The organism is Sinorhizobium sp. Y406 (assembly GCF_058732025.1).
Window position 1 is genome coordinate 795,844 of sequence record NZ_CM178975.1, and the last position, 24,840, is coordinate 820,683.

The 24,840-nt window shown below is 62.9% G+C and carries 20 protein-coding genes; 11 read left to right on the forward strand and 9 right to left on the reverse strand.

Translation table 11 applies throughout. The features are described 5' to 3' along the window. Window positions 1-53 precede the first annotated feature (53 nt). Window positions 54-1,172, forward strand: a complete 1,119-nt coding sequence (locus AC4P1R_RS20630) for an ABC transporter substrate-binding protein (RefSeq protein WP_492178801.1) — start codon at window positions 54-56, stop codon at window positions 1,170-1,172. A gap of 266 nt (window positions 1,173-1,438) precedes the next feature. Here the strand turns inward: AC4P1R_RS20630 and AC4P1R_RS20635 are convergent, their stop codons facing one another. Continuing rightward, window positions 1,439-3,583, reverse strand: coding sequence for a TonB-dependent receptor (locus AC4P1R_RS20635; RefSeq protein ID WP_492178803.1), 2,145 nt, complete (start codon window positions 3,581-3,583; stop codon window positions 1,439-1,441). Between the two features lie 381 nt (window positions 3,584-3,964). Here AC4P1R_RS20635 and AC4P1R_RS20640 point away from each other — a divergent pair, with 381 nt between their 5' ends. The 7 genes from AC4P1R_RS20640 to AC4P1R_RS20670 all read left to right on the forward strand — a co-directional run bounded on the left by AC4P1R_RS20640 (window position 3,965) and on the right by AC4P1R_RS20670 (window position 14,498). Beyond that, window positions 3,965-7,189: a sensor domain-containing protein gene (locus AC4P1R_RS20640; RefSeq protein WP_492178576.1), complete on the forward strand. Its 3,225-nt coding sequence runs from the start codon at window positions 3,965-3,967 to the stop codon at window positions 7,187-7,189. Between the two features lie 141 nt (window positions 7,190-7,330). Then, a complete protein-coding gene (locus AC4P1R_RS20645) occupies window positions 7,331-8,023 on the forward strand; it encodes a response regulator (RefSeq protein ID WP_492178578.1) in 693 nt (230 codons plus the stop codon). Window positions 8,024-8,245: 222 nt separating this feature from the next. Then, the gene (locus AC4P1R_RS20650) at window positions 8,246-9,055 is read left to right on the forward strand and encodes a CheR family methyltransferase (RefSeq protein WP_492178580.1); all 810 of its coding nucleotides are present in this window, start codon (window positions 8,246-8,248) and stop codon (window positions 9,053-9,055) included. After that, a complete protein-coding gene (locus AC4P1R_RS20655) occupies window positions 9,052-9,687 on the forward strand; it encodes a chemotaxis protein CheW (protein WP_492178582.1) in 636 nt (211 codons plus the stop codon). Before AC4P1R_RS20650 ends, AC4P1R_RS20655 begins: the two co-directional genes overlap by 4 nt. After that, window positions 9,684-11,315: a methyl-accepting chemotaxis protein gene (locus tag AC4P1R_RS20660; RefSeq protein WP_225191445.1), complete on the forward strand. Its 1,632-nt coding sequence runs from the start codon at window positions 9,684-9,686 to the stop codon at window positions 11,313-11,315. Before AC4P1R_RS20655 ends, AC4P1R_RS20660 begins: the two co-directional genes overlap by 4 nt. After that, on the forward strand, window positions 11,312-13,444 hold the full coding sequence (locus tag AC4P1R_RS20665) for a hybrid sensor histidine kinase/response regulator (RefSeq protein ID WP_492178584.1): 2,133 nt from the start codon (window positions 11,312-11,314) through the stop codon (window positions 13,442-13,444). Before AC4P1R_RS20660 ends, AC4P1R_RS20665 begins: the two co-directional genes overlap by 4 nt. A gap of 7 nt (window positions 13,445-13,451) precedes the next feature. Further along, window positions 13,452-14,498 (forward strand): chemotaxis protein CheB, encoded by a 1,047-nt coding sequence (locus tag AC4P1R_RS20670; protein WP_492178586.1) that lies wholly within the window; start codon window positions 13,452-13,454, stop codon window positions 14,496-14,498. A 150-nt stretch (window positions 14,499-14,648) separates the two neighbouring features. Here AC4P1R_RS20670 and AC4P1R_RS20675 read toward each other — a convergent pair whose 3' ends face one another. The 4 genes from AC4P1R_RS20675 to AC4P1R_RS20690 form a co-directional block, all read right to left on the reverse strand. Next, window positions 14,649-15,620 carry a type II secretion system F family protein gene (locus AC4P1R_RS20675; protein ID WP_492178588.1) on the reverse strand — a complete coding sequence of 324 codons (972 nt, stop codon included), beginning with the start codon at window positions 15,618-15,620 and terminating at the stop codon, window positions 14,649-14,651. A 9-nt stretch (window positions 15,621-15,629) separates the two neighbouring features. Then, complete coding sequence (locus AC4P1R_RS20680; protein ID WP_492178589.1) at window positions 15,630-16,631, reverse strand: type II secretion system F family protein; 1,002 nt, start codon at window positions 16,629-16,631, stop codon at window positions 15,630-15,632. A 69-nt stretch (window positions 16,632-16,700) separates the two neighbouring features. Continuing rightward, entirely contained in the window at window positions 16,701-18,128 is a 1,428-nt protein-coding gene (locus tag AC4P1R_RS20685; protein ID WP_492178590.1) for a TadA family conjugal transfer-associated ATPase, read from the reverse strand. Window positions 18,129-18,222: 94 nt separating this feature from the next. Next, window positions 18,223-18,390, reverse strand: coding sequence for a Flp family type IVb pilin (locus AC4P1R_RS20690; protein ID WP_492178591.1), 168 nt, complete (start codon window positions 18,388-18,390; stop codon window positions 18,223-18,225). A 271-nt stretch (window positions 18,391-18,661) separates the two neighbouring features. Here AC4P1R_RS20690 and AC4P1R_RS20695 point away from each other — a divergent pair, with 271 nt between their 5' ends. Beyond that, window positions 18,662-19,162: a pilus assembly protein N-terminal domain-containing protein gene (locus AC4P1R_RS20695; RefSeq protein WP_492178592.1), complete on the forward strand. Its 501-nt coding sequence runs from the start codon at window positions 18,662-18,664 to the stop codon at window positions 19,160-19,162. A gap of 24 nt (window positions 19,163-19,186) precedes the next feature. Here the strand turns inward: AC4P1R_RS20695 and AC4P1R_RS20700 are convergent, their stop codons facing one another. From AC4P1R_RS20700 to AC4P1R_RS20715, 4 genes are all read right to left on the reverse strand, one after another. Further along, window positions 19,187-19,612, reverse strand: coding sequence for a TadE/TadG family type IV pilus assembly protein (locus tag AC4P1R_RS20700; RefSeq protein WP_492178593.1), 426 nt, complete (start codon window positions 19,610-19,612; stop codon window positions 19,187-19,189). Next, window positions 19,609-21,354: an AAA family ATPase gene (locus AC4P1R_RS20705; protein ID WP_492178595.1), complete on the reverse strand. Its 1,746-nt coding sequence runs from the start codon at window positions 21,352-21,354 to the stop codon at window positions 19,609-19,611. Before AC4P1R_RS20705 ends, AC4P1R_RS20700 begins: the two co-directional genes overlap by 4 nt. Window positions 21,355-21,430: 76 nt before the next feature. Further along, window positions 21,431-22,261, reverse strand: a complete 831-nt coding sequence (cpaB, locus tag AC4P1R_RS20710; protein ID WP_492178596.1) for a Flp pilus assembly protein CpaB — start codon at window positions 22,259-22,261, stop codon at window positions 21,431-21,433. Window positions 22,262-22,298: 37 nt separating this feature from the next. Continuing rightward, window positions 22,299-22,811, reverse strand: coding sequence for an A24 family peptidase (locus AC4P1R_RS20715; RefSeq protein WP_069456928.1), 513 nt, complete (start codon window positions 22,809-22,811; stop codon window positions 22,299-22,301). Window positions 22,812-23,025: 214 nt separating this feature from the next. Here AC4P1R_RS20715 and AC4P1R_RS20720 point away from each other — a divergent pair, with 214 nt between their 5' ends. Together AC4P1R_RS20720 and AC4P1R_RS20725 are read left to right on the forward strand one after the other, a co-directional pair. Then, complete coding sequence (locus AC4P1R_RS20720) at window positions 23,026-24,378, forward strand: pilus assembly protein TadG-related protein (protein WP_492178597.1); 1,353 nt, start codon at window positions 23,026-23,028, stop codon at window positions 24,376-24,378. Between the two features lie 74 nt (window positions 24,379-24,452). Next, the gene (locus AC4P1R_RS20725) at window positions 24,453-24,785 is read left to right on the forward strand and encodes a PilZ domain-containing protein (protein WP_151613847.1); all 333 of its coding nucleotides are present in this window, start codon (window positions 24,453-24,455) and stop codon (window positions 24,783-24,785) included. The last annotated feature ends 55 nt before the right edge of the window (window positions 24,786-24,840 follow it).

A 24,840-nucleotide genomic window follows, 5' to 3' on the forward strand; every position in this document is an offset into this window, starting at 1 on the left:
TTGTGTCGAAACATTGTTTGCTGGCGCGTGCCATGTTGACAGCTCTTGTCTTGATGATCTTCGGCCTGGCAAACGTCTTTGCCGGCGAACAGACAACACCCCCGCAAGCACCGATCACCGTCACCGACATTGCCGGCCGGCAGGTGAGCGTGAAGGCGCCCGTCAAGCGCATTCTTCTCGGAGAGGGCCGGCAGCTCTACCTCATTGCCTCGCTCGAGCCGGACGATCCACTGGCGCACGTCGTCGCCTGGCGCAACGACCTGATCGAGGCGGACCCTGCCACCTATCAGCAGTATCTTGAGGCCTATCCCAAATTGGCAGAAGTTCCTGCCTTCGCAGGCAAGGAGAACGGACTGATCGACATCGAATCGACCATCGTCCAGAAGCCCGATGTAGTCCTCCTCGATCTCGAGGCCATGCGCGCCAACGAGGATGCCAAATATGTCGAGAAGCTGGCTGAGCTGAATATTCCGGTTCTCTACATCGACTTCCGCCACTATCCGCTGAAGAACACCGAGCCGACCATTCGCCTGCTCGGCAAGATCATGGGGCGCGAGGCGCGCGCGGAAGAGATCATCGCGTTCCGTCGCGAGGCGATGGCGCGCGTCATCGAAATTATCGCCCGGGCGAAACCGGAGCGCCCCCGAGTATTCATCGAGCGGATCGGCGGCTATGCCGATGATTGCTGCCTTTCCTTCGGCGCGGAAAACTTCGGCAAATATGTCGAGCTTGCCGGTGGCCACAATATCGGCAGCGATATTCTTCCCACGACCTTCGGACAGCTCAATCCCGAACAGGTGATCGCCGCCAATCCGGAACATGTCGTCGTCACCAGCGCCGACTGGGAGGCCTATGTGCCCGGTGGACATTGGATCCCGCTCGGCCCCGGCGCCGATCCAAAGGTGACCCGCGAAAAGCTCGAATGGTTCACCAGCCGCAGCGCCTACATCGACATCGCGGCCCAAAAGGCGCGGAACTTCCACGGCATCTGGCACCAGTTCTACAACAGCCCCTACGAGTTCTTTGCCGTCCAGCAGCTGGCGAAATGGTTTCACCCGGAGCTGTTTGCCGATCTCGATCCGGACGCGACATTTGCGGAGTATCACCGCCGTTTCCTGCCCATTCCCTATCGGCACGGCTATGCCGTCAGCCTCACCGGCAGTGCGGATTGACGGGTAGCCACGGGGCGAACCGGCGATGGCGGAGCTCAAGCCGGATTGGGGATAGTTCAACAAACGGAACCAGTAGTCGTCAGCGGGCGAGGCTCTCAAACCGAGAGCCTCGCCTTCGCATTCTCTTATCAGTTCGCTGCTGGCCTCGATCCGATGGGTGAGCTTGTTATTGCTGCCAAGCGGCAGAAAGCGCCGGCCTTTGGCCAGCGCCTTCATGAATGTCACCGAGACAGGTCGTCACTGGGGCGTCGACACGCACCTTGCCATCAGAAGTCGGTCGTCATGGAAACCTTGACAGTGAGCGGCGCACCCTGCGACAGCGTGCCGAAGCTTGCAACGCCGGACCAGTAGTCGAGGTCGAAGACGTTCTCTACGTCGGCGCGGAAGGTGATCGGCCTCTCGTGGATTTCGGTCAGGTAGCGGGCGCCGAGGTCAAGTCGCGTCCAGGAGGGGATTTCCTGGGTATTTGCCGTGTTGACGAATTGCTCGTCCGTGTGAATGACATTGCCGGTGAGCGTCAGGCCGGGCAAGAAGGGCGTGTCCCACTCCGCCCCCAGATTGACCTGCAGCGCGGGCACGCCGATAGGGGTATTGCCGCGTTCTGTGTCGACGCTTGTTTTCGTGATCTCGCCGTGAATGAAGGTCACTCCTCCGAGTACTCGGATCGCGGGGGTCACTTCGCCGAAGACGTTCAACTCCACGCCGCGGTGGCGTTGCTCGCCGCCTTCGACGAAGACGAGATCAGTGCCGCGCGCTTCAAGCACGCCGAAGGGCTTCTCGATCTGAAAGGCGCTGACAGTGACCGCCACTCGCCCGAGATCGACCTTCGTGCCGATCTCGTACTGCCTGGATCGGTAAGGCGCGAGCGTTTCGCCCGAATTGACAGCCGTCGACGGAGCGGTGTCGCCGACGCTCAGGCCCTCGACGTAGTTGGCGTAAAACGCGACATTCTCCCACGGCTTCACGACGATGCCGGCGAGTGGTGTCAAGGCACTCTCGTCGGAAGACGAAGAAACCGCACCGGCCGTGGTGTTGTAATTTTCAGTATCAATGTGCTGCCAGCGCCCGCCCAGGGTCAGCTGCACGCGTTCATCGAGCACCGACATGGTGTCGGAAAGCGCGAAGCCGTAGAAGACGTTTTCCGAGAGTCTTGGTACATGCGTCGGCTGCGGCACATCCTGCTTGGGGCGGGGAAGCGGGTCGTAGATATTGGTTAGCTGCGCGGTTCCTGAGTTCGAGCCGCGGGCAAGGCGCTGCTGCAGTCCACTGACCTGGAACGTAACCGAATGATCAACAGCGGCCGTCTCGAACTCGGCGCGTACACCGGTCTCGGCCGTCAGCCGGTCGACATCGAAAATGAAATTTTGCGGCGTGACGCTGACATCGCCTGCGGAGTTGAGAAGCAGTGGTGTGCCGAAGAGCCGCTCGACGCGCGACTCGCCGCCGCCGACGGCTGCGAACACAGTGACGGCGTCGCTCACGTCGTATTCGACGCGGCCGAGCCACGACAGGTCGTCCGTCCTCGCCCATTCCCACGGCTCCTGGACGTTGGACCGGCCGTCCGGCGCATCGGGAATATTAAAGCTGCTGCTATCGGGGAAGAAGGGGCGATGCGGGGCATCGATGTCCTGCCGCTGACCGATGACGTCCAGCGTTGCTCTGAAGTCTTCTCCCTCATAGTCGAGCGCAAGAGCGCCGACCGTCACGTCAAGTGACTGATTGTCGATTGCCGTATCGCCGCCGTGATAACTGCCGTTGAAGCGAACGCCGAATTGGCGCTCATCGCCGAACCGGCGACTGACGTCGACATGTCCGCCGCCATAAAGATCCGAAGCATAATCGGCCGTGACACGGGTCAGATCGACGTCCGACGCGCGCTTCGGCACGATGTTGATGGTGCCACCGACGCTGCTATTCGGCGAGATGCCGTAGAGGAGCGCCGTCGGTCCCTTGAGCACCTCGACGCGCTCGATGTAGTCCGTAAACAGGCGGTAGGTCGGTGCAACACCGAAGACGCCATCGAAGGCGACTTCGCCGAAGTTCCCCTCGTTCAAAGGGAAGCCGCGGATGTAAAATGAGTCCAGCATACCGCCGGAGGCGTGCGTGCTTCTCACCGAGGGGTCGTTGGCGAGGACGTCGGCCACGGTTGTCGCGTTCTGGTTTTCGATCGTCTCTGCCGTGTAGCTCGTGATGTTAAACGGCGTATCCATAAAATCGCGGTTGCCGAGCAGACCCAGGCGACCGCCGCGCGCCACTTGGCCCCCCGCGTAGTCTTCCGGCTCAGTACCTATTGTCGCAGTCGAGGTGCCCGCCTTCACCTCCAGACGCTCCAACACCGTTGCATCTTGTGCCAACGCGGCGCGGCTTACGCTCGCTAGCAGAACAGCCAGCAGTCCGACACGCAGTTCCATGCACATCCCCTGTATCCCATTGACCAAGACCATTTGACGGCCCCGGCAGGAGCGAATGTCGTTGGTGCGAGCGGGGTGTAAAATAACATGACTATAATTGTCAACATATACACTGCAATATTGCAGCGGGGTCATCACGCCCGTCTCGGTTTAGGCTAGATTTCGCCCTATGGATGCACGGAACAGAGCAATACCGCTGTTCGTTGTTTACGGCGGAGGAAAATCGAATACAATTTCTGGTCTGTGCACGCTTAATTGCGTGCAAGAGGCCGATCCGTGTCGCACGACCCTTGGAGTGCGACACGCCTTAGCCGATCCAGAGGAGAGACTCCCGGCCCAGCCGGTCATTGTGAGGTCAGCCCCGTGGATCAGAGGAGAACAATGAACGTTCTTTTGGCCGGTCAAAAAAAGGAAGGTTTCTCAACGGCCCTCGCGCAGGTGCTCGACGGGGTCCCGTCGCCTCTGGTGGTCAAAGACAGCGCCTTGCGAATCCTGTTCGTCAATCTTGGCGCCTGCGCCCTGCTCGGCCGGCCAAGGGACGAACTCATCGGGTGCACCGATGGCGACATCTGGCCGAAAGAACGGGCCGATCGCCTGCGGGCGCTCGACCAGGCCGTGCTTGCTACGGGCAGGGAGCGCAGTTGCGAGGAACAACACGTATCTGCCGATGGTCGCGAAAGTGTGCTGCTGATGACCAAGCGGCGCCTCGTGCTGAAAGACCCCGCGGGTTTCAGCGAGACGTTCCTGGTCACCTCCCTTTCCGATGTCAGCGAGTTGCGCAACACACAACAGGTGCTGCGGACAAAGGAAGAGCACCACCGCGCCGTCATCGATCTTCATCCGCAGATCCCCTGGACGGCCGATCCGGATGGCAACATCCTGGAGGTCGGGCCACGATGGGCCGAACTGACTGGAATTCCCGAAGACGAAACGCTCGGCAGCGGCTGGATGAAGGCGCTTTGTCCCGATGACGCCGGCAGCGTCGATCGGCAATGGCAGCACGCCCTCTCGACAGGCGAGCCGCTCGACGTGGAATACCGCGTACAGATGGCAACCGGTGACTATCGCTGGTTCCGTGCACGGGCCGCTGCCCGGCGGGACGCGGCGGGAAGCATCTTACGTTGGTATGGCATTCTCGAGGACGTCGATGATCGGCGTCGCGCGACGGATGCGCTCAAGGAAAGCGAGGCGCGCTTTCGGGCGATCGCCGACAACGCACCGGTGATGATCTGGGTGGCGGACAGGACAGGTCACACAAGCTTCTTCAGTCGCCTGTGGCTGGAGACCACCGGCCAGAGTGAAGAGGAGGCCCTGGGTTTCGGCTGGGTCGACGTGATTCACCCGGATGACAGACAGGCGGTGGAGACTGCATTTTTCAGTGCCGGTACTACGCGCGCGCCGGTCCGGACCGAGTATCGCCTAAGGCGCGCCGACGGCAGTTGGGCCTGGATCCTCGATGTGGGGCAGCCGCGCTTTTCCTCCGACGGACGCTTTCTCGGTTATGTTGGCTCCGCCCTCGACATCAGCGAGCGGCGCGCCGCCGAGATCGCGCAGCGGGAGTCAGAGGCATTCATCAAAAGCATCATCGACAGCAGCGTCGATTGTGTGCGCGTGCTCGACCTCGACGGCCGGCCGCTGATGATGAACAGGGCGGGACGCGAGCTCTTCGGCATTTCCGAGGACGCCTGCATCGAAGATCAGACGTGGCGCTCTATCGGCTTGCCGGAGGACGCGCCAAAGGTGCAGGCTGGCTTCGAGGCGGTGCGGCAAGGGCAAAGCGCGCGATTCGAGATAATCGTTCGCGATGTCCAGGGAAGAGAGCACTCCATGGACGTCAACGCCACGCCGGTGCTCAATGCCCAGGGCAAACCGTTCCGTATGCTCTCCATCTGGCGCGACATCACCGATGCGAAACGGGCAAGCGCTGACCTGCAGGCCGCCCGCGACGCGGCCGAGGCCGCCGCGAACCGGCTGTCGGCGGTGCTCGAAAGCACGATGGATAGTGTCATCCTGGTCGATGAACTCTGGCGGCTGCGCTATCTCAATGAGAACGCCAAGCGCCTGCTTCGGCTCGACGACAACGCTTTGGACCTGCCTCTGTGGCGGCTATTTCCACGCGAGCGTAAGGGCGTGTTCGCGAAGAGCTGCCGAAAGGTCATGAAACTGCGCAAACCCGCCGCCTTCGAAGACTATCTGCCGTCGCTCGACATCTGGATCGAGGTCAACGCCTCGCCGACCCAGGACGGCATCTCCATATTCTTCCGCGACATCACTGAACGCCGGCGTACGGAAGAAGACCGCTTGCTGGCGCACAAGCAGATCGCGCATATGGCCAGACACGACATGCTGACCGGGCTGCCCAATCGCCTGTCCTTCCGCGAGTGCTTCGACAGGGCGCTCGATCCCGGCCGCGGCAAGAGGAGGATTGCCGTTCTCTGCCTGGACCTGGACGGGTTCAAACTGGTCAACGACACGCTCGGTCATCCCGCCGGTGATGCGCTGTTGCGTCAGGTGTCCGCGCGGCTCGCCCAGATAGTCGCGGAGAGCGATACGGTCGCAAGACTGGGCGGCGATGAATTCGCCATCATCCGACCCTTGTCGCCAAAAGCCGACGCGCCATCGATTCTTGCGGAGCGTGTGATCCAGGCACTCAGCGAGCCCTTCACCATCGACAATATCAACGTTGCAGTTGGTGCAAGCGTCGGCATCGCCACGACTCCAGAGGACGGGACGACGGCCGACGAACTCATAAAAGCCGCCGACATTGCGCTCTACAGCGCCAAGGCAGCTGGGCGCGGCACCTATCGGCAGTTCGAGGCGACGATGGGTGCGCAATTGCACGCCCACCAGCAGATGAAGCTGGCCCTGCGTGAGGCGCTGAGCCGCGGCGAGCTGGAGCTTCATTATCAGCCGCTGATCAGCCTGCACTCGAAGAAAGTCAGCTGCTGCGAGGCTCTGCTGCGCTGGCGCAGCCCGGAGCGGGGCCTGGTGGCGCCGGATCATTTCATCCCCATCGCAGAAGAGACGGGGCTGATCGTGCCTATCGGGGAATGGGCCCTGCAGCAAGCCTGCCGCGATGCAGCCGGCTGGCCGGCGGACGTCGCCATCGCCGTCAATCTTTCGCCCGTCCAATTCAAAAGCAAGAGGCTGGTGGGGGCGGTCGCGACGGCAATCAAGTCCGCAGGCATCGATCCCGCTCGCCTGCAGATCGAGATCACCGAAACCGTGTTGCTCGACGAGAGCGAGCACAATCTCGAGCTTCTCCAGGAATTGCGCAACTTGGGCGTCAAGATTGCCATGGACGATTTCGGTACCGGCTATTCGTCACTCGGCTATTTGCGCAGCTTCCCCTTCGACAAGATCAAGGTCGACCGCTCCTTCATCCATGACCTGCCGCGGGGCAAGGAATCGCTTGCAATCGTCAAGGCGGTTGCCGGGCTGGGCCATAGCCTCGGAATCACCACCACGGTCGAAGGGATCGAGACAGAGGATCAGCTCAACATCGTCAGCTCGGAGGGATTCGACGAGGCCCAGGGCTTTCTGTTTGCGCTACCGCTGTCAGCCTCGGAAATCATGGAGTTGATCCGGCAATCGCCGCCGCCATAGGCCTTTGGCGGCTGCGACTATTGACTAGGGAGTTGACCCGATGGGACGTTCGTTGGTTGCGATGTATCGTGCAGCTTTTGTCGCAGGACCGACCGCCTGCCGCTATCGCCGAACACTGCCCGACCATGGGGGAGAGCATCGATGAACTCGCATGGCATCGCACTTATTGCAGATGACGACGAGTTCTTCAGAATAGCCCTCTCGGCGATCCTGAAGAATAAGCTCGGTTTTGCCGAGGTCGTGGAGACCGGTTCTCTCGATGAAGCAATCGAACGGCTTGCGGATCGGGACGACTGTTCCGTCGCGCTCTTCGATCTCACCATGCCCGGTATGGAGAGCGCCGCCAACCTGGGAGCGGTGCGCGAGGTTCGCCCGGACATTAAGGTGGCAGTCGTCTCGGCCTCCTCGCGCCGAAGTGACATTCTGACCGCTTTGGCGGCCGGCATTCACGGCTACGTGCCGAAGAGCCTTGGTGCGCAGGAGCTCGCCGCCGCGCTGCGCACGATCCTGAATGGCGCAATCTATGTCCCTCCTTCGCTTGCCGGCCGGCCAAGCAGCCCGGCAGAGCCTGAGCCTGAGCCTGCGGCACCAGCCACCGCCCCGCTGGAGATCCCCCCAAAACGGGCAATGGAATTCCTGACGCCGCGGCAACGGGAGGTGCTTTTCCTGCTCGTCGACGGGCTGTCGAACAAGGAGATCGCCCGCAAGCTTCGCCTGGGCGAAGGAACCGTGAAGATCCACATGGCGGCGCTCTTTCGCAGCCTGCGGGTAAGAAACCGCCAGGAGGCCGCCGCGGCCGGTGCCCGGCTGCTACCAGTGGCCGAGGGGCGGTAGACCATCCGGATAGACCTTTGCCGGCCATGTGGTCGAATGGCCTGAATGAATGTGACGACGTAGTTAGGTAGCAACGAAAATCGATGTGAGTCGGAAATGCAGCGAGGCGGAACGAGAATCAGTGAGGCCCGGTCAGCCCCCGAAGCAGCCCGGAGCGTCCGCCCGCAAGGCACCATCGACGCATTCATCAGCGATGTCGTCGCCGCGGAAATCGCACGCCAAATGCGCCTCAGCGTCGCAACGTCACGCAGTCCCGCCCTCGTTGCAGCGGTCCAGCGGGTCATGAGCCGGCACGGCATCACCGACCCACATCGTCTGCGGGATCGCATTGCAGCCGATGACGCGCTGCGGGAGGAGGTTCTCGACGAAGTCACCGTACGGGAAACGCATTTCTTCCGCGATTCGAAGCAGTTCGAATTGCTGCGCCACACGATTCTCCCGCATTTGTGCCGGCCGCGAGCGAGCGCGCCAGCGCGGATCTGGAGCGCTGGCTGTGCAAGCGGAGAAGAGCCCTATTCGCTCGCCATTCTCTGCGCGGAGGATGGGCACCCGGTGCGGATATCGGCCTCTGACATATCGATGAAGGCGCTCGCAGAAGCTGCCGAAGCGGAATACGGCGAGTGGTCGTTCCGGGAAATGGGCGAATATCTGAAGCGCCGCTATTTCCTGCAGCGCGGCGACCGATACCGGCTCAGGCCGGATGTGGCACGCAGCGTCCGCTTCACCCAAGTGAACCTCGGCTTCGACAGGCTGCCTGCGCCCGATCGCGGGTTGGCCGGCTTCGATCTCATCCTGTGCCGCAATGTGCTCGTCTATCTCGACGCCGCCGACCTCATGCGGGTTGCGGAGGAATTGTTCACCTGCCTCGCCGAGGGTGGATGGCTGCTGACGGCTCCGACCGATCCCCCGCTCTGGAGGTACGCCTCCTTTCAAACCGCGACGACCGGTGCCGGTCTCGTTTACCGAAAGCCCATGCACGTTGCTCGCGAAGCCGGTTATGAAACGCGGTACTCCAAGGAAGCACGCCGATGACGGCCCCCGTACTCTCCAACCCCCGCATGATCGATTGGGAGGATGTGAAGCGGCGCATAGCCACAGCCATCGCGCAGACGGAGGCACTTCTCGACTCTGCCAGCCCTGGGGCCGACCGCGAGGTACCGTTTCCCCCCGCACGCGTTTCAGACGGGGCGCCGAATGGTGGTCCGTCGCGGGTGCTGAAAGTCGCCACTTTCGTGCTGTCGGGCCGCCGCCTCGCACTTGATGTGCACTATACCTGCGAGGTCGTCCCGATCGGGCGCCTGAGCCCGCTTCCGGGATTGCCGCCCCATGTTAGCGGCGTTTACGACCTGCGCGGACAATTGCTTCCGGTGTTCGATTTATCCGATCTATTCGGCCTTTCGCCCATACAGCCGAGGGATATGGCTTGGGCGTTGGTCTGCGGCAGGGAGCAGGCCGAATTCTTGGTTGTGGCCGAGACCATGCCGGAGTTGGAAGAAGTCGCTCCGGAAACGCTTGCGCCCGCCAAGACGGAGGCGATGGAACTCGCTTTGGCGCAGGCGACGGATGGGACCGTGGTGATCGACGCTTCGCTTCTCTTCGACGATCGCCGGCTTTTTCCTTGCGACGATCAAGCCAACCCCGAGGCGGAGGACGACGCGCCATGAGCATTTCCTGGACGCGAAGCCTTTACGGCAAGCTGGGTCTTGCCATGCTGATGTTTGTGGCGGTCTCCGCCTTTCTGGTCGGCTCGAGCTATTTCGCCCTGGAGAGGGTGCGCAGGGATCTTTCCGCAACGGCGTCGCTCAGCAGGGAACGCGCTTTCTATCAGATGCTCTATCTAGTGAGCCGCCTGGCGACTGCAGAAGGCCCGGATCGCGCGGCTACCGTCGCCGAGCTTCGCGACCTGTTGCAGCGTAATGAACGGATGCTCGCGCGATTGGTCGCCGGGGAATTTTCCCTGGGAATTGCCGCCGAGGCCGACCGGCAAGCCCTCGCCGAATTGAAGCAGCTTCAGCAGCGTTGGGCAGAGGAAGTGCGCCCCGCAATCGAGCGTGCGATTGACCGGACCCCGCCCGGCCCGGCGGCACTCGACGACCTCGACCGGCAGATCCGAACCTACTCGGCCGCTGTCAACGAAAAGATAGACTCGATCGAAGACGCCGCGACGACCCGGCTGCAGAAATCGCAGTTGCTGCAGTTCGTCTTGTCGGGATTGGCCGTGATCTTGCTGCTCCTCGTCCTCACCGTGCTGCGGCACTTCGCCCGCCGGACCAGTGCGCTGGTGGAGGTCGCCAGGAAAGTGAGCGCCGGAGACCTCGAGCGACGAGCTGCCTATGAGGGCCGCGACGAATTGGCGATCCTGGGTCTCTCCTTCAACCACGTAACGAGCAAGCTGTCGGGCATGATCGAAAATGAGCGTGACGACCGGGAGAGGCTGGAGGAGCTGCTCGCCACCATTTCCGAGACCGCGCAGCACCTTTCCTCCTCGGCGGCCGAGATCCTGGCCGGAACGACGCAGCAGGTGGAAGGCATGCGCGAGCAATCTTCCGCCGTGGCCGAAACCGTCGCAAGTGTCGATGACGTGCTTCAAACGGCGGAGCAGGCGGCGCAGCGGGCACAGCAGGTGTCGGCCTCCTATGAAACGGCCGTGACCGTCAGCAGTGAGGGCCGCAAGGCGCTCGACGACACGGTCACCATGATGAATACGGTGAACGCCCGGACGGAAGCGATTGCCGGCGACATTCTTTCGCTCGCTGAAAACAGTCTCGAAATCGGTGAGATCGTCTCGGTCGTGGCCGAGATCGCCGACCAGACCAATCTTCTTGCCCTCAACGCGGCAATCGAAGCGTCGCGTGCCGGCGAACACGGCAGGGGGTTCAACGTGGTCGCGAGCGAAATCCGGGCGCTTGCTGACCAGTCCAAGTCCGCGACCACGCGCGTTCGGCGGATTCTGACCGAGATCCAGAAGTCGACCAATGCCGCCGTAGTCGGCGCCGAGGAAGGAACGAAAAGCGTCAGCCGTGCGCTCGATACCGTGCGCGAGGCCGGCGATACGATCCGGCAGCTCGAGTCGATCATCGCCGATTCCGCCCGCTCGGTGGCGCAGATCGCCGCCTCGGCCGGCCAGCAGAAAGCGGGCATGAAGCAGATACACGACGCAATGCACTACATCGACCAGGCGAGTAGCCAGAACCTCTCGGCCATTCGCCAGGCGGAAGAAGCTGCAAAGGACTTGAACGAGCTTGGGTCCAGATTGAAGCACATGCTCGCGGATCATGGCAATTTCAGATGATGAAACCCGAAGAACTCGACCGTCAGTTGTTGGAATTGTTCACGCAGGAGGTGCGGGAACGTGCCGCCGACATCGAACGGATGCTGATCGGCATTGAGGAAGCCACCGAGCCAAGCGACAAGCGCGCCCTGCAGGAGAGGCTTCTAAGGACCGTTCACAGCCTCAAGGGCGCCGCTGGCCTCGTGCAGGTGCGCGGTGTCGAAACGATCTGCCACTGGATGGAGGAAGTGCTCGCCACCGCCGGGAACGAGGACCGCTCGCTCAATCCGCGCCAACTCGATCAGCTTCTCAAGGCCGCGGACGCCATTGCGGAAGCCGCACGGCAATTGGCCCGCGGCGAAAAGCCCGCGACCGAACAGTTGGAGAGCGATGTTCTCGATTTGGGAACAACATTGCCGCCTGCCGATGACGACATGGATCGGCAGGCGGCGCCGTCAGTGTCTCGGGCGGAGCTTGCCGTTCCGATCCGCTCGACCGACTTGGATGGCTCGATGCGCGTCTCCGCCGAGCGGCTGGACGCCCTGCTTCACAGGAGCGGCGAACTCTTGTCTTGGAATGTGGCCATGCGCCGGCATGCCGAGCAGGCGTCTCTTCTGAGAGAAACGGCAAGAAGGCTCCGCGCTCACAAGGCCCGTCCCGAACGGGAAGCTGCAAGCATTGAAAGCGGCCTGCGCGCGCTTACTGCTTCGATGCGCCGGGATGCGCGGCTAATGCACGGCGCCCTCGTCGCGCTTGGCCAGGAGGTGCGGCACGCACGCACCCAGCCCTTTGCGGAAGCCTGCCAGGGGTTGACGCGCGTCATCAGAGACGTGGCGGCGGCGACCGGCAAGGCGGCACGGCTGGAAGTCAGAGGCGGAGACATCGAGATTGACCGTTCGATCTTGGCCGGCCTGCAGGATTCGCTCCGGCACCTGGTCCGCAATGCCATCGCCCACGGCATCGAGCCGGCGGCGGAGCGAAGGGCAGCCGGAAAGCCGGAACAGGGTCTCGTGACCGTCTCGGCAACGGTCACGGGAGACCGGGTTCAGGTGGTCGTCGAGGACGACGGCCGCGGCCTCGATCCGGCAGCACTGCACAAGCTTGTTGGTGACACGGAGTCGCATGGACCGAACGGCGAAGGGCAACTCCTTCAGCACGTTTTCAAGCCCGGCATATCCACGGCACCCAGGGTCACCAAACTCTCGGGCCGCGGCATCGGGCTCGACATCGTCAGAAGCGCCGTCGAGGGAATGCGCGGCACCGCGACCGTGGCACGTCCCGCAGAAGCTGGAACGGCATTTACGCTCACCCTGCCCCTGACGCTCGCCACCGTGCGCGCACTTGAAGTGGTGGCGTCAGGTCACGTCTTCACGATCGACAGCTCCTCCGTCGAGCGCGTCATAAGGCTTGCTTCACACGAAATTGCGGTGGAGGAGGAACGGGTCGTCGCCACGACCAGGGACGGGAAACTCCCGGTGATCGACCTCGCCGGCTGGCTTGGATTGCGGCCGACGGCCGCTATATCAGCGAAGGCGTCGGTGCCAGCCGTGATTATCGGAACGGGAGGCCGGCAGGCTGCCGTTCTCGTGGACGAGGTCGCGGGGGAACAGGAACTGCTTGCGCGCTCGCTCGGGGCTCGCCTGAGAAATGTTCGCCGCTATTGTGGCGGCATGATCCTGCCGGATGGTCAAGTCGCGCTGCTCCTCAACACGGCCCTGCTGATCGAGGCCGCGGTGGAAAGGACTGCGGCGCCAGATACATTCCCGCAGCCGGCGAACCGGACAATGCGCCGTAAAGTGCTGGTCGTCGACGATTCGAAATATATCCGATCGCTCGTCCGACTCATTCTCGATGGAGCGGGATATGAGGTGGCGATGGCGGCAAGCGGATCGGAAGCCCTGGCGCACCTTAGCGATCGCGGCGCCGACATCGTGGTGGCCGATGTGGACATGCCCAATATGGATGGGTTCGAACTGACCGAGGCCATCAGGGGTTCCGAACGGCTTTCAGCCGTGCCGATCGTGCTCTTCACCGGCCGCGAAACGCCGGAAGACAGGCTGCACGGCCTGAAGCTCGGTGCCAGCGCCTATGTGACGAAGAGCCATTTCGATGCGCAGCACTTTCTCGAGACCGTGCGTCGGGTAGGCTGAGGCATCCATGGTTCGCATCCTGCTCGCCACAGGGAGACTCGACCTCCAGGAACTGGTGGAGAATGCTATCGGCGCAGATGGAGCGGCCATGCTTGTCGGGGTGGCGCGCAGCAATGCCGAAGTGGTCAGGCTGGCACGGGAGCTTTCGCCTGACATCGTGACCATGGAGTTGAGGCTCGGTGGGCAGGACAGCGACGCGGCGGTCCGGGAAATCATGACTTCGGCGCCGGCCCCAATCCTTTTGTTGTCGCGCGAAAGCAGCGCGGCGCTCGGAGCGGTCTCCGCACGCGCACTGGAAGCGGGCGCGCTCGCCGTTACCCCGGCGCCGCCGGCGTTCGAAGCGCGCCCGGAAAAGGCGGCGGCGGAGAAATTCCTGGCGACGATCAGAGCGATGGCGCAGGTCAAGGTGGTGCGGCAGTGGCCGAAAAAGGGCGCCGCCGCCCGCAGCGACGCAGGCAATGGCGACGGCGATCTTCCGGTAGGTGTCGTTGGGATTGCCGCGTCCACCGGCGGTCCGGCGGCGATCCGATCCATATTGATGCGTCTTCCGGCTGCCTTCCCGGCCCCAATCCTGATCGTTCAGCACATGTCCAACGGGTTCATAGATGGTGTCGCCGCCTCGCTCGACGCGAATGTCCCGTTGAGGGTCAAGATCGCGGCCGACAGGGAGCGGCTGCGGCCCGGGACAGCCTATCTCGCGCCGGATGGTTTCCAACTCGGCGTCTCCAGTCGAACACGCATCCGCGTTTCCGAGGATGCGCCGGTGGACGGCTTCAAGCCATCAGGTTCCTATCTCTTCGCCTCCATAGCGCGTGCCTTCAGGGCCCGGTCTCTTGCCGTTGTGCTGACGGGAATGGGAAGCGACGGCACGGAAGGTCTTCGGGCGCTGCGCAGGGCGGGCGGCAGGGTGATCGCCCAGGACGAGACGAGCTCCGTCGTTTTCGGCATGCCGAAGTCGGCGATCGGCGCAGGCGTCGTCGATCTAATACTGCCGCTCGAGGCCATAGGCGAGAAGATCATGGCCCTGGCGCAAGGCGAAGCGGACGGCTCATAGGCCGTGACGGTCTCATGCCCAGCAATTCAGAGCTACAGTGGCCGTTGCGCGTCTGATGAGACGCGCGGCGTTATTACAAAAGCACAGGCGACTGCGGCGCCGCGGACGCTCGACCCTTGCGCGCGGCGCCGCAATCTGCCCTCCCCCGAATCATTGTACTCCGGCGATCTGAATGGCCGCCGGCGTGATGATCACGGCGAAGAGAACCGGCAGGAAGAACAGGATCATCGGCACCGTCAGCTTCGGCGGCAGCGCCGCCGCGCGCTTCTCCGCCTCGCTCATGCGCATATCGCGGTTCTCCTGCGCCATCACGCGCAGCGCCTGGCCGAGCGGGGTCCCGTATTTTTCCGCCTGGATCAGACTGGTCACGACGGCGCGCACGCCCTCGACGCCGGTCCTGAGCCCCAGGTTTTCGAAGGCCTGACGCCGGTCCTGCAGATAAGAAAGCTCGGCCGTCGTCAGAAGGACCTCTTCGGCGACTTCCGGCGATTGCGCGCCGACTTCCTCGCCAACCTTGCGGAGGGCGCTTTCAATGCCCATGCCGGATTCGACGGTAATCAGCAGCAGGTCCAGCGCGTCCGGCCAGGATCGGCGGATCGCCTGCTGCCGTTTGGCTGTCTTGTTCCTGATGTAGAGCGCCGGGGCGAAATAGCCGACCGAGCCGACACCGGCAGTCATGGCGACAACCATGACCAAGTGCATATCCGGCCGGATGACGAGCAGGAGATAGAGGAGAGCGGCGGCGAAAATGACGAACGGCGCGATCAGCCTGACGGCAAGAAAGGTCGTCACCGCGGCCGAACCGCGATAGCCGGCCATGCTCAGCCTGCGGACGATCTCACCGTCCTCCGCCTGCCTGGCGAGGTTGAAGCGATCGACGATCGCCTTGTAGAAGCGCTTGGGTTCGGCCCGCAGGGAGACCTTGCTCTTTTCGGCGTTGAGGCGGGTACGCTCGCGCATGCGGATGCGTTCGCGCTCGCTCTCCACCTTGCGCATGCGTTCGGCAAGCGTATCGCGGAAGATATAGGGCCAGGAGACGGCAACGACGGCGGAGAAGGCGGCGAAGCCAGCCATCATCGCGGAAAGCTGCTCCGGATCGGGGATGTGGGCGCCGAGATTCATGCCGGTTCCTCAAAAGTCGAAATTGATCATCTTGCGCATCACCAGAATGCCGATGCCCATCCACAGCGCGCAGCCGACAAGCACGATCTTTCCAGCAAGGGTGGTGAACAGCAGCGCCATGTAATCCGGGCTGGTCAGATACACCGCGCCGGCGACGAAGAACGGCAGCGCGCCGATAATGCCGGCGGAGGATTTGGCCTCCGCACTCATGGCCTTGATCTTGGCCTTCATCTTCTTGCGCTCGCGCAGCACCTTGGACAGATTTCCAAGCGCCTCCGAGAGGCTGCCGCCGGTGCGGCTTTGGATGGCAATGACGATGGCGAAGAAATTGGCCTCGGGGAGCGGGATGCGTTCGCTCATGCGCTGGACCGCTTCATCGACTGGAATGCCCAGCGTCTGGTCCTGCGCAATCGTCACGAATTCGCCCTTGACCGGCTCCTCGGTCTCGGCCGCGATTACTCGCAGGCAATCCGTCATCGGCAAGCCTGCCTTCAAGCCGCGGACAATCACGTCGACGGCGTTCGGGAACTCGTCGGCGAACCGCTTCAGCCGCCCCTTGCGCTTGCCATTTACATAGAGATGCGGCAGGAAAAGACCGCCCGCGAGTGCAAAGCCCGCAGTGGTCAAGGCGCCATATCCCGCAAGCAGCATCACTACATATGTCGCGAGGCCCGCGCCGCCCGAGACGAGCCAATAGGTTCTGGTCGACCAGTCGAGTCCGGCCTGGCGAAGCCTGGCGGCGAGCGTCGGCTTGCTGTTCTTGCGCGCGTTCGCCTTCTGCTTCTCTTCGATTTCGCGCAGCGTCTTTTCCACCGAGCGGCGACGGTCGCGGGCGTCCTCATCGACAGCTTCCATCCGCCGTGCCTCTGCCCCGCCCGCCACGCGATCAAACCTCTGCCGGTAAGCGCCGGCCTTGGCGGCGCGCGGATAGAGCGCGGCCAACATCAGGCCGCCAACGGAGGTCGACGCCAGCAAGAATACGACAATGGGAAACAGCGAAGAGCTCAGCATGTGACTTCAATCCATGATCTCTTGGGGCAAGCCGCCATTCTTCCGTTCTATGCCCAAGCAACGTGTGCGTCAGGCGGCCGCCTTTACCTCGGCGGCATCCAGCGCCCGGGCGAGCCGGGCTTCCTCGCCGTAATAGCGGGCGCGGTCCCAGAAGCCCGGGCGGCCGATACCGGTGGAGCGATGCTGCCCGATGATGTTGCCTTTCGCGTCCTCGCCGAGAATGTCGTAGACGAAGAGATCCTGCGTGGTGACCACGTCGCCCTCCATGCCGAGCACTTCGGTGATGTGGGTGATGCGGCGCGAACCGTCGCGCAGCCGCGCCGCCTGGACGATCACGTCCACCGAGGAGACGAGCATTTCACGGATCGCCTTCGCCGGCAGCGAATTTCCACCCATAGTGATCATCGCTTCGACACGCGATATGGCCTCGCGCGGCGAGTTGGCGTGGAGCGTGCCCATCGAGCCGTCATGGCCGGTATTCATCGCCTGAAGCAGGTCGAAGGCCTCCGGTCCGCGTACCTCGCCGACGATGATCCGCTCCGGCCGCATGCGCAGGCAGTTCTTCACGAGACTGCGCATGGTGATCTCGCCCAGCCCTTCGATGTTCGGTGGCCGCGTTTCAAGCCGCACGACATGCGGCTGTTGGAGCTGAAGCTCGGCCGCATCCTCGCAGGTGATGATGCGCTCGCAATTGTCAATATAGCCCGTCAGGCAGTTGAGCAGCGTCGTCTTGCCGGAGCCGGTGCCACCGGAAATGAGTACGTTGCAGCGCACGCGGCCGATGATCTTGAGGATCTCGGCGCCCTCCGGCGAGATCGAGCCGAACCGCACCAGTTGGTCGAGATTCAGCTTTTCCTTCTTGAACTTGCGGATCGTCAGGCTGGGGCCATCGATCGCCAATGGCGGTGCTATGACGTTGACGCGCGAGCCGTCGGCGAGCCGCGCATCGCAGATCGGGCTTGCCTCGTCGACGCGGCGGCCGACCTGGCTGACGATGCGCTGGCAGATGTTCAAGAGCTGCTCGTTGTCGCGGAAGCGGATGCCGGTTTCCTGCACCCGCCCGCCGACCTCGATGAAGACCTGGCTGGCTCCGTTGACCATGATATCGGCGATGTCGTCACGCGCCAGAAGAGGCTCGAGCGGGCCGTAACCCAGAATGTCGTTGCAGATGTCCTCGAGCAGTCCCTCCTGCTCGGACTTGGAAAGCCCGGCCTTCTTGGCCGCGACGATGTCGTCGACGATGACGCCGATTTCCCGACGCGCCTCTTCGCCGTCCATGTTCGACAGCGCGGCCACGTCGATTGTGGCGATCAGCGCGCTGAAGATTTCCTTCTTCAGGCCGTAATATTGTTGGGATGTTTCGGTCTTGGCAGCAGCAGGAGCGGCAAACTTTAAAATCTCGCTTGCCGCCGGAACGAGGTGTGGTTCGCGCACGGCCTCCGGCTCAACTGCCGTTTCGATGAGCTTCTGATCCAGTATGGACTTCTTGCCGAACATCGTCGTCGCTCTGTCTGTCGTTGAGGGTATTCGTCATCGATGGATGCGACAGCGGAAGGCAATGGAGCCTTCCGCTTCGCGGCCGGCGGCTCGATTAGATGGTGAGCTCAGTCGCTATCTTGTTGAACACGGCGGTTACGTCGGTGCCAACAAGCCCCACCGCGGTGATGATCGCGACGGCGATGAGACCGGCAATCAGGCCGTATTCGATAGCGGTGGCACCGGATTCGTTGCGGACGAAACGGACGAGAAGATTTTTCATGGGGTCGATCCTTCAAGTGGGTTGAGGTTGCGCCGACATAGGGTTCGGCATCACAGGGCCGGGCCGGGTTCTGCCCTCGCTTCCCGCTTGCTGTGTGGCTTCCATATAGACTTTGTTAACCCTTTTGATCCATTCAGCCTGATGGCCGATACCGCTTCCGGATGAAATCGGCCTGTCGGTCTAGTCCGATCGACCAGCACGCGATTAATGCTATTCTACGTTGATCAGCCGGACGGATGATCCGTCCGTGTACTGGAATTGGAGTGGTCCGATGCGCATGGGCGTCAACTGGTCTGTTCTCGCCATGGCGGCGTTTGCCGCGATCGGTGCGGCTCACGCGGCGGAAGACCCACCCGCGGCCGCCGGCGCGCAAGGCGCCGTTCGACAGGCGGAGGGCGTGGTCAAGGTCATCGTCGATTTTGCGAGGCCGCTGATGCTTGCCCGGCCGGCCAGCACCGTCATCATCGGCAATCCCGCCATCGCACAAGCGACGCTCAGCGACGACAAGACCGTAGTCCTGACCGGCAAGACCCCGGGATCGACCAATCTGATCGTGATGGACGCGGATGGCGGCGAGGTCGCCAACCTCGTCGTCGACGTCGTCGCCGCCGGCGGCCGCCTGGTCACCGTGGACCAGGGCGATGGACGGGCGACCTATAGCTGCTCCGATCGCTGTGATCGGGTGCGACCTGGCGAGGCAAATCCGGCCCCATCTGCTCCGCCACCGCAAGTCATAGAGGGCGCCGGCTCGGCAGGCGCCGGCGAGCCATGACCGCCCCGCAACACGGGAGAGCGGTTATCCGATCGGGATCCGCCGCGACAGTCCAAGGCTGATGGGACTCTGCGCCAACCCGGGAAGCAGGAGCGTGAACGGATAGCGGATCGACAGCACGCGGAATGCGATGCCGTCCACGGTTTCCTTGCCGACGGCAATTTGCAGCAACTGCGGATCCCCGCTGTCGAAATGATCGCGCACCGCGCTTTCCAGCTTCGCCTGTGCTTCGCTGTCGGGCGCGTCTTTGGCGACCTGTCCGATGAGGACCCTGCGCGCTGCGATGTCGGCGGCGTAGGAGAGATCGTTCTGCACATAAAGCGCGCGGCCGAACTCGATGATCCCGAGCACCAGCAGAAGCAGGGGAAAACACACCAGCGCGAATTCGACCGCCGTCGCGCCCGACTGGCTCGTCCAGGCGCGATGAAGGACACGCGAACGTCTCGTCATCGCACCTGCACCTGCATCGCCGAACTGAGCTGAAAGGCCGGAAGCACCTCCGGCACGGACATCGGCCGAAAGGTTTTCGTTGCCTCCAGGCGATAAAAGACGAACTGAGCGGCCGCGTTGGCGCAAGGCGCCGTCCCGCAGCCCGGCGCCACGTCAGGCGTGACATCGGCGTTTTCCGGGCAGGCGCAGTAGCGCTTCACCGGCGCCAGCATGACCGCGGCGGGCGTTGCGCTTTCGGCAAGCGTCGACTGCAGCACCTTGTCGACCTGTGCCGCGCCGGGATCGGCCATGGCGGCCTGCGCGCCGGCGCGCAGCACATGGTCAATCGTCATCCGCTCGAAGAGCGCAAGTCCGAGATCGGCCGCGGCCACGAGACCAAGTGCAAAGACGGGAGCAATCAGCGCAAATTCCACGGCGGAAACGCCCGCCTCGGCTGTCTTCAGATCGCCCACCTTCCTGAGGAGGGTGGAACGGGCCTTCGGCGCACCGCGCGCGAAAACACGCTGTACCAAGGCCTTGAGACCTTTTTTCTGGGTTCGTCGCTCGCCTCTGCCGCCGACCTGACCGGCAAGCGCCGTCACGGCGCGGCCCACCTTCGAGTCCGGTGCCTGCTCGATGACCGGCCGACCGTCGTTTGCCGCTTTGCCGAAAAGCTGCGGATCGAAGGGAATGCATATGCTCTCATCGAGCCCTACTGCCGCGACGAAATCATTCGGCTTGATCTCGGCAAGCTTCGGGATCTCGGTCTTGTTCAGCACGAGTCGCGGCGGCGGATCGTTCGGTCGCGCCTTCCTCAGAAAGTCGATCAGGTTCTTCGCGTTGCGCATGCTGGCGAGATCCGGCGTCGCAGTAACCACGATCTCGTCGGCCTCCAGCAGGATCTTCCGCGTCCATGGCGCCCAGTTATGCGGCAGGTCGACCACGATGTGCCAGGAGCTTGAGCGAGCGACCTCCAGCAGACGATCGACATCCTCTTCCTTCGGAGTGAAGGGCTGGCTGAAGTCGGCGCTCGCCGGAAGGAGATACAGGCGATCCGCATAAGGCACTGCCAGACGCCGCAATAGCACGTCATCGAGGCGCTTGGTACCATCGAGCACGTCGGCCATGCCTTGCAGCCCCTCCACGTCGAAGTTCAGGCCGAGCGTGCCGGATTGGAGGTCGAGATCGGCCACCAGTACGTCGGCATCGACGCGCTTCGACATAGCGAGCGCCACGTTATGCGCGACCGTGGAGGAGCCTGTTCCCCCCTTTGCCCCGACAAAGGCGACGATGCGCCCGAGCTTCTCTCCGCCCGGGTCGCGGAAGCAGCGATGCACCGAAGCGACGAACTCCATCGGCGCCAGAGGCAGGACGAGATAGTCGCTGACGCCGGCGTCCATGAGCTTCTTGTAGAGGCCGACATCGTTGGAGCGACCGATGACGATGACCTTGGTGCCGGTGATGCACTCCATGGCTAAAGCATCGAGCGCGGCCATCAGCCGGGCTTCGTCGTCATGGCTCTCGACGACCACGAGGTTCGGCGACGTGACGCCGCCATAAAGGGCGGCCGCGTCCTCTATGCCTCCTTTCTTGATCGCTACGGTGGCACGGGCCATGCGGCGGTCGCTCGCTGCTGCGCGGATCGCCTCAGTCACCTCTTCCGACCGGCAGAAGACGGCGATCTCCACCTTGGGAACAGGCGTGACCGAGGGCCCGACCGCCGCTTGCGACATATCGTGGGTTTGGTTTCCGAGCTGTTTCATCTGTCCGAGATTTCCCTGAAATCGATCAACCGCATGTTTCCTTGAGCCAAGGCCAGGCATCAAACATGCTGCAAATTCAATAGGCTACAGCGACATTCTGCGCATCTGAGGAGGCGCGCGGCGCGGCCGCGCGGGATGGGACCTCAATTATCGACGTTTGCCCGCCGCTGACGAAGCGCACCACGCCCCTCCGGTTTCCGTCCGTTTCGATGAGCGGCGGTTCGTGATTGTCGGTAACCGCACGGAGCGCCAGCGAAACCGTGCCGGAGGCTTCCGCGGCCGCGATGGTTGCGATCTGTTGCGGATCCACTTCGAGCGTCGCGGTCTTTCCGACGACGGAGGTGCCGTCGGCGCCTTCCGAGACGGTCTGGTCGACCGCGAGCACGCGGATGTTGGAAAGGATGGCCCGGCTGATGATCTTGCTGTCCCCGCCGGACGGGTCCTGGCGGGCGACCGTGTGGATGACGTCCACATGGTCGTTGGGCAGGATGAAGCCGCCGGCGGTACTTTCCGCCGTCACGCGGACGGCGATCGCCCGCTTTCCTGATGGCAGCATGCTGGAGAGAAAACCGGCGCCGTGATCGGCGAGCTTGTCTTCACGGATCGGCTCCCCCGTGACGAAGCCGCTCTGGGTAAACTTGCCCTTGAACGCTTCGATCGCATCCGGGCGTGAACTGCGGCTGATGAACACCGGCGGGATCTCGCCTTCCCATGTCTGCCAACGCAGGCTGGCCTCCTCTATGGCCGAGCCGCGTGCCAGCTCGGCAGCGGCGACGAGCACCTCCTCGCGTGGCGCCTGCGGGATCTCGACGGCGGCGGCCGGCGGCTGGTCCGCTACGCCGAGCGCGAGCCACGAGGCAGCACCGCCGGAAAGGAGCGCGATCAGGAGAATGGCAACACGGATCATCAGCTTACCTCGTTCATGTGTCGTTTCGTGCGCAGTGTCAGAGCAGGGCCGAGAACCAATGGCTCTGCGGCAGCAGGAGCAAGGCCGCCGGCGCTATGGCCGCCCCATAGGGAATGCCGGTTTCGCGCGCGTGCAGTCGGCTCGACCAGGCGCGTTTCTTCAGGGCGATCGGCAGGGGCACCCGGCGGAATTGAATGAGCGCAACCGTCAGGGCGGCGCCGATCACCGAAACGTGGAGGAGAAACGGCAACGCAAGGTCCGCGCCAAGCCAGAGCACGGCCATGGGCAAAAGCTTCGCGTCACCTCCGCCGATCCAGCCGAAGGCGAAGAAGGTGAAGGTGCAGACGAGCACGCCGGAGGCGACGAGGACACTTGAGGAAATGGTGGTGAGGTCGACCCCGGCGGCCGGTGCAAGGACCGCGTAGGCGACTGCCAGCACACCCACCAGTCGGTTCGATATCGTCATTGTCGCCACGTCCCGGACACCTGCATAGGTCACCAGTCCGGCAAAGAGGAAGAAGGCGAGCCAAGCTGCGGACGTGGAGATCATCTTTTATCCTTTCGCGGGGGCCCGAGGGCCGGTTTGAAGGCCTGCGAAATGTGCCGATTCAACAGCGAAATCACCATTCGGCCTGATGGCCTAGACCGAAGCTTGAGTTCGGGCCGCAACGAAGCCCCGAAGCGAACTAGACCGACCGGCCGAATCGCAAGAGCTGGCGCACCGGGATATATCGTCCCTCCAACGACACTCGGGATTTCCGCGAATGGACGACACTCTAGAAGACAAGAAACAATCTGCCTGTCTTCCGCGTCGATGGCGCAGGGACGAGCGCGGCACGGTGGCGGTGATCGCCGCAATCAGCTTTCCGGTTCTCGTCGGCGCCATGGGACTTGGTGCGGAAACCGGATATTGGTATCTGAAACACCGCAAGCTCCAGCACGCTGCCGACGTGTCGGCGCATGCGGCTGCGGTGCGCCTGCGTGCCGGAGATGGAAAACCGGCGCTCGAGGCCACGGCCAAACTCATCGCCTCCCAGAGCGGTTACTCGCCGACGGTCGGTACCCTGGCGATAGGCCCATCTTCGTCACCGAAGGCAAGTGCGGGAACACATGACAGGCTCGAAGTCGTGCTGACGGAAACGCGGCCACGGCTGTTTTCCTCGATTTTCTCCAAGGAACCCATCACGATGAAAGCCCGTGCGGTTGCCCAGGTCGAGGGTGGTGCGGTCGCCTGTGTGCTTGCGCTGTCGCAGACGAAATCGGGCGCCGTGACTGTCTCCGGGTCGACTTCGGTCGACGTGACGGGCTGCGATGTGGCTTCGAATTCGGACGCGGCCAATTCATTCCTCATGTCCGGCTCCGGCTCCATGAAGGCCGACTGCGTCCATGCGGTCGGTGGGGCCGTGACGACGGCGGGCTTGACGTTGAGCAAATGCGAAAAGGTTCACGAAAACGCGCCGGTGAGCATGGATCCCTATGCGAGCGTAGCCGAGCCCTATCCCTGGCCTGGCTTCGCCTGCGACGCTTCCGGCACCAGGAACATCGGCAACCCGGGCCAAAAGACGCTCGTGGGGACAACCCAGACGCACCCCAGCGGGGTCAGAGTCAAATGCTTTCCGAACGGACTTGATATCAAGGGAACGGTCGAATTCGAACCCGGCCTCTATATCATACTGAGCGGCACCTTCTCCGCGAACGGCGGCAACGTGACTTCGACCTCCGCCGCGCGAGTTCAGGTCGGCCCCCCGGTAAACGGGTATGACGGCGTTACCTTTTTCCTTGCGAACGATGCTCGGCTGGATCTTAGAGGAAACGTCACGGTCGATCTGAAGGCTCCGACCTCGGGACCTTATTCCGGAATTCTCTTTTTCGGCAGCCGCAGCCAGACGGGCGTGAGCCATGTCATCAACGGCACTTCGAGCTCAGTCTTGACCGGCGCGCTCTACACACCAGCGTCGTCGATCGAATACAAGGGCAATTCGGCGACGACGAGCGGATGTACGCAACTGATCGCGGACACGATCACCTTCACCGGCAATTCGACGATGCAGTCGGCCTGTGACAAGGCGGGTACCAGGAAGCTCCTGGCAGACCAGACCGTGAAGCTGATCGAGTAGGACGGCTTCGCAAAGTCGTGTGCAAGCGCCTGCCCTGCCGCATTCTATGGCGGGATTTGTCAAAGGAAACCACCATGGCCCACGCCGAAGATCGCCAAGTGGCGAGAAGGAAATCTCTCAAACGCGCCCGTCTGATACGTGAAGGCAGCGGAGGCATAGGCATCGAGTGCCTAGTCGTGGACATCAATTCACGGGGAGCACGCCTGCGATTCGGTGCTCCGGTTGCTGCCGGGCCAGAGGTCCAACTGCTCTTCATTCCGGAACATGTAACTGCTTCCGCATGGGTTGTCTGGCAAAACGGCTCGGAGATCGGCGTGGAATTCACGCGGCCGCTGCCATGGCTCCGCAATCTCGACATGAGCAATCCCGTGAGCAGGCATCCGCGCGAGAAACCTGCCGGTCGATGACGCGACGAAGCGCTCATCCCAAGCGCAGGGGCGATCAGAATCTGGTGCTCCCAAG

What these genes read in the sequence shown, in the direction of transcription:
- cpaB (WP_492178596.1), bottom strand. Translation starts at nt 22,261, where the DNA reads ATGATCCGTGTTGCCATTCTCCTGATCGCGCTCCTTTCCGGCGGTGCT.
- AC4P1R_RS20665 (WP_492178584.1), top strand. Translation starts at nt 11,312, where the DNA reads ATGATGAAACCCGAAGAACTCGACCGTCAGTTGTTGGAATTGTTCACG.
- AC4P1R_RS20635 (WP_492178803.1), bottom strand. Translation starts at nt 3,583, where the DNA reads ATGGAACTGCGTGTCGGACTGCTGGCTGTTCTGCTAGCGAGCGTAAGC.
- AC4P1R_RS20650 (WP_492178580.1), top strand. Translation starts at nt 8,246, where the DNA reads ATGCGCCTCAGCGTCGCAACGTCACGCAGTCCCGCCCTCGTTGCAGCG.
- AC4P1R_RS20705 (WP_492178595.1), bottom strand. Translation starts at nt 21,354, where the DNA reads ATGAAACAGCTCGGAAACCAAACCCACGATATGTCGCAAGCGGCGGTC.
- AC4P1R_RS20630 (WP_492178801.1), top strand. Translation starts at nt 54, where the DNA reads ATGATCTTCGGCCTGGCAAACGTCTTTGCCGGCGAACAGACAACACCC.
- AC4P1R_RS20645 (WP_492178578.1), top strand. Translation starts at nt 7,331, where the DNA reads ATGAACTCGCATGGCATCGCACTTATTGCAGATGACGACGAGTTCTTC.
- AC4P1R_RS20695 (WP_492178592.1), top strand. Translation starts at nt 18,662, where the DNA reads ATGCGCATGGGCGTCAACTGGTCTGTTCTCGCCATGGCGGCGTTTGCC.
- AC4P1R_RS20690 (WP_492178591.1), bottom strand. Translation starts at nt 18,390, where the DNA reads ATGAAAAATCTTCTCGTCCGTTTCGTCCGCAACGAATCCGGTGCCACC.
- AC4P1R_RS20720 (WP_492178597.1), top strand. Translation starts at nt 23,026, where the DNA reads ATGGACGACACTCTAGAAGACAAGAAACAATCTGCCTGTCTTCCGCGT.
- AC4P1R_RS20715 (WP_069456928.1), bottom strand. Translation starts at nt 22,811, where the DNA reads ATGATCTCCACGTCCGCAGCTTGGCTCGCCTTCTTCCTCTTTGCCGGA.
- AC4P1R_RS20700 (WP_492178593.1), bottom strand. Translation starts at nt 19,612, where the DNA reads ATGACGAGACGTTCGCGTGTCCTTCATCGCGCCTGGACGAGCCAGTCG.
- AC4P1R_RS20660 (WP_225191445.1), top strand. Translation starts at nt 9,684, where the DNA reads ATGAGCATTTCCTGGACGCGAAGCCTTTACGGCAAGCTGGGTCTTGCC.
- AC4P1R_RS20675 (WP_492178588.1), bottom strand. Translation starts at nt 15,620, where the DNA reads ATGAATCTCGGCGCCCACATCCCCGATCCGGAGCAGCTTTCCGCGATG.
- AC4P1R_RS20685 (WP_492178590.1), bottom strand. Translation starts at nt 18,128, where the DNA reads ATGTTCGGCAAGAAGTCCATACTGGATCAGAAGCTCATCGAAACGGCA.
- AC4P1R_RS20655 (WP_492178582.1), top strand. Translation starts at nt 9,052, where the DNA reads ATGACGGCCCCCGTACTCTCCAACCCCCGCATGATCGATTGGGAGGAT.
- AC4P1R_RS20640 (WP_492178576.1), top strand. Translation starts at nt 3,965, where the DNA reads ATGAACGTTCTTTTGGCCGGTCAAAAAAAGGAAGGTTTCTCAACGGCC.
- AC4P1R_RS20680 (WP_492178589.1), bottom strand. Translation starts at nt 16,631, where the DNA reads ATGCTGAGCTCTTCGCTGTTTCCCATTGTCGTATTCTTGCTGGCGTCG.
- AC4P1R_RS20670 (WP_492178586.1), top strand. Translation starts at nt 13,452, where the DNA reads ATGGTTCGCATCCTGCTCGCCACAGGGAGACTCGACCTCCAGGAACTG.
- AC4P1R_RS20725 (WP_151613847.1), top strand. Translation starts at nt 24,453, where the DNA reads ATGGCCCACGCCGAAGATCGCCAAGTGGCGAGAAGGAAATCTCTCAAA.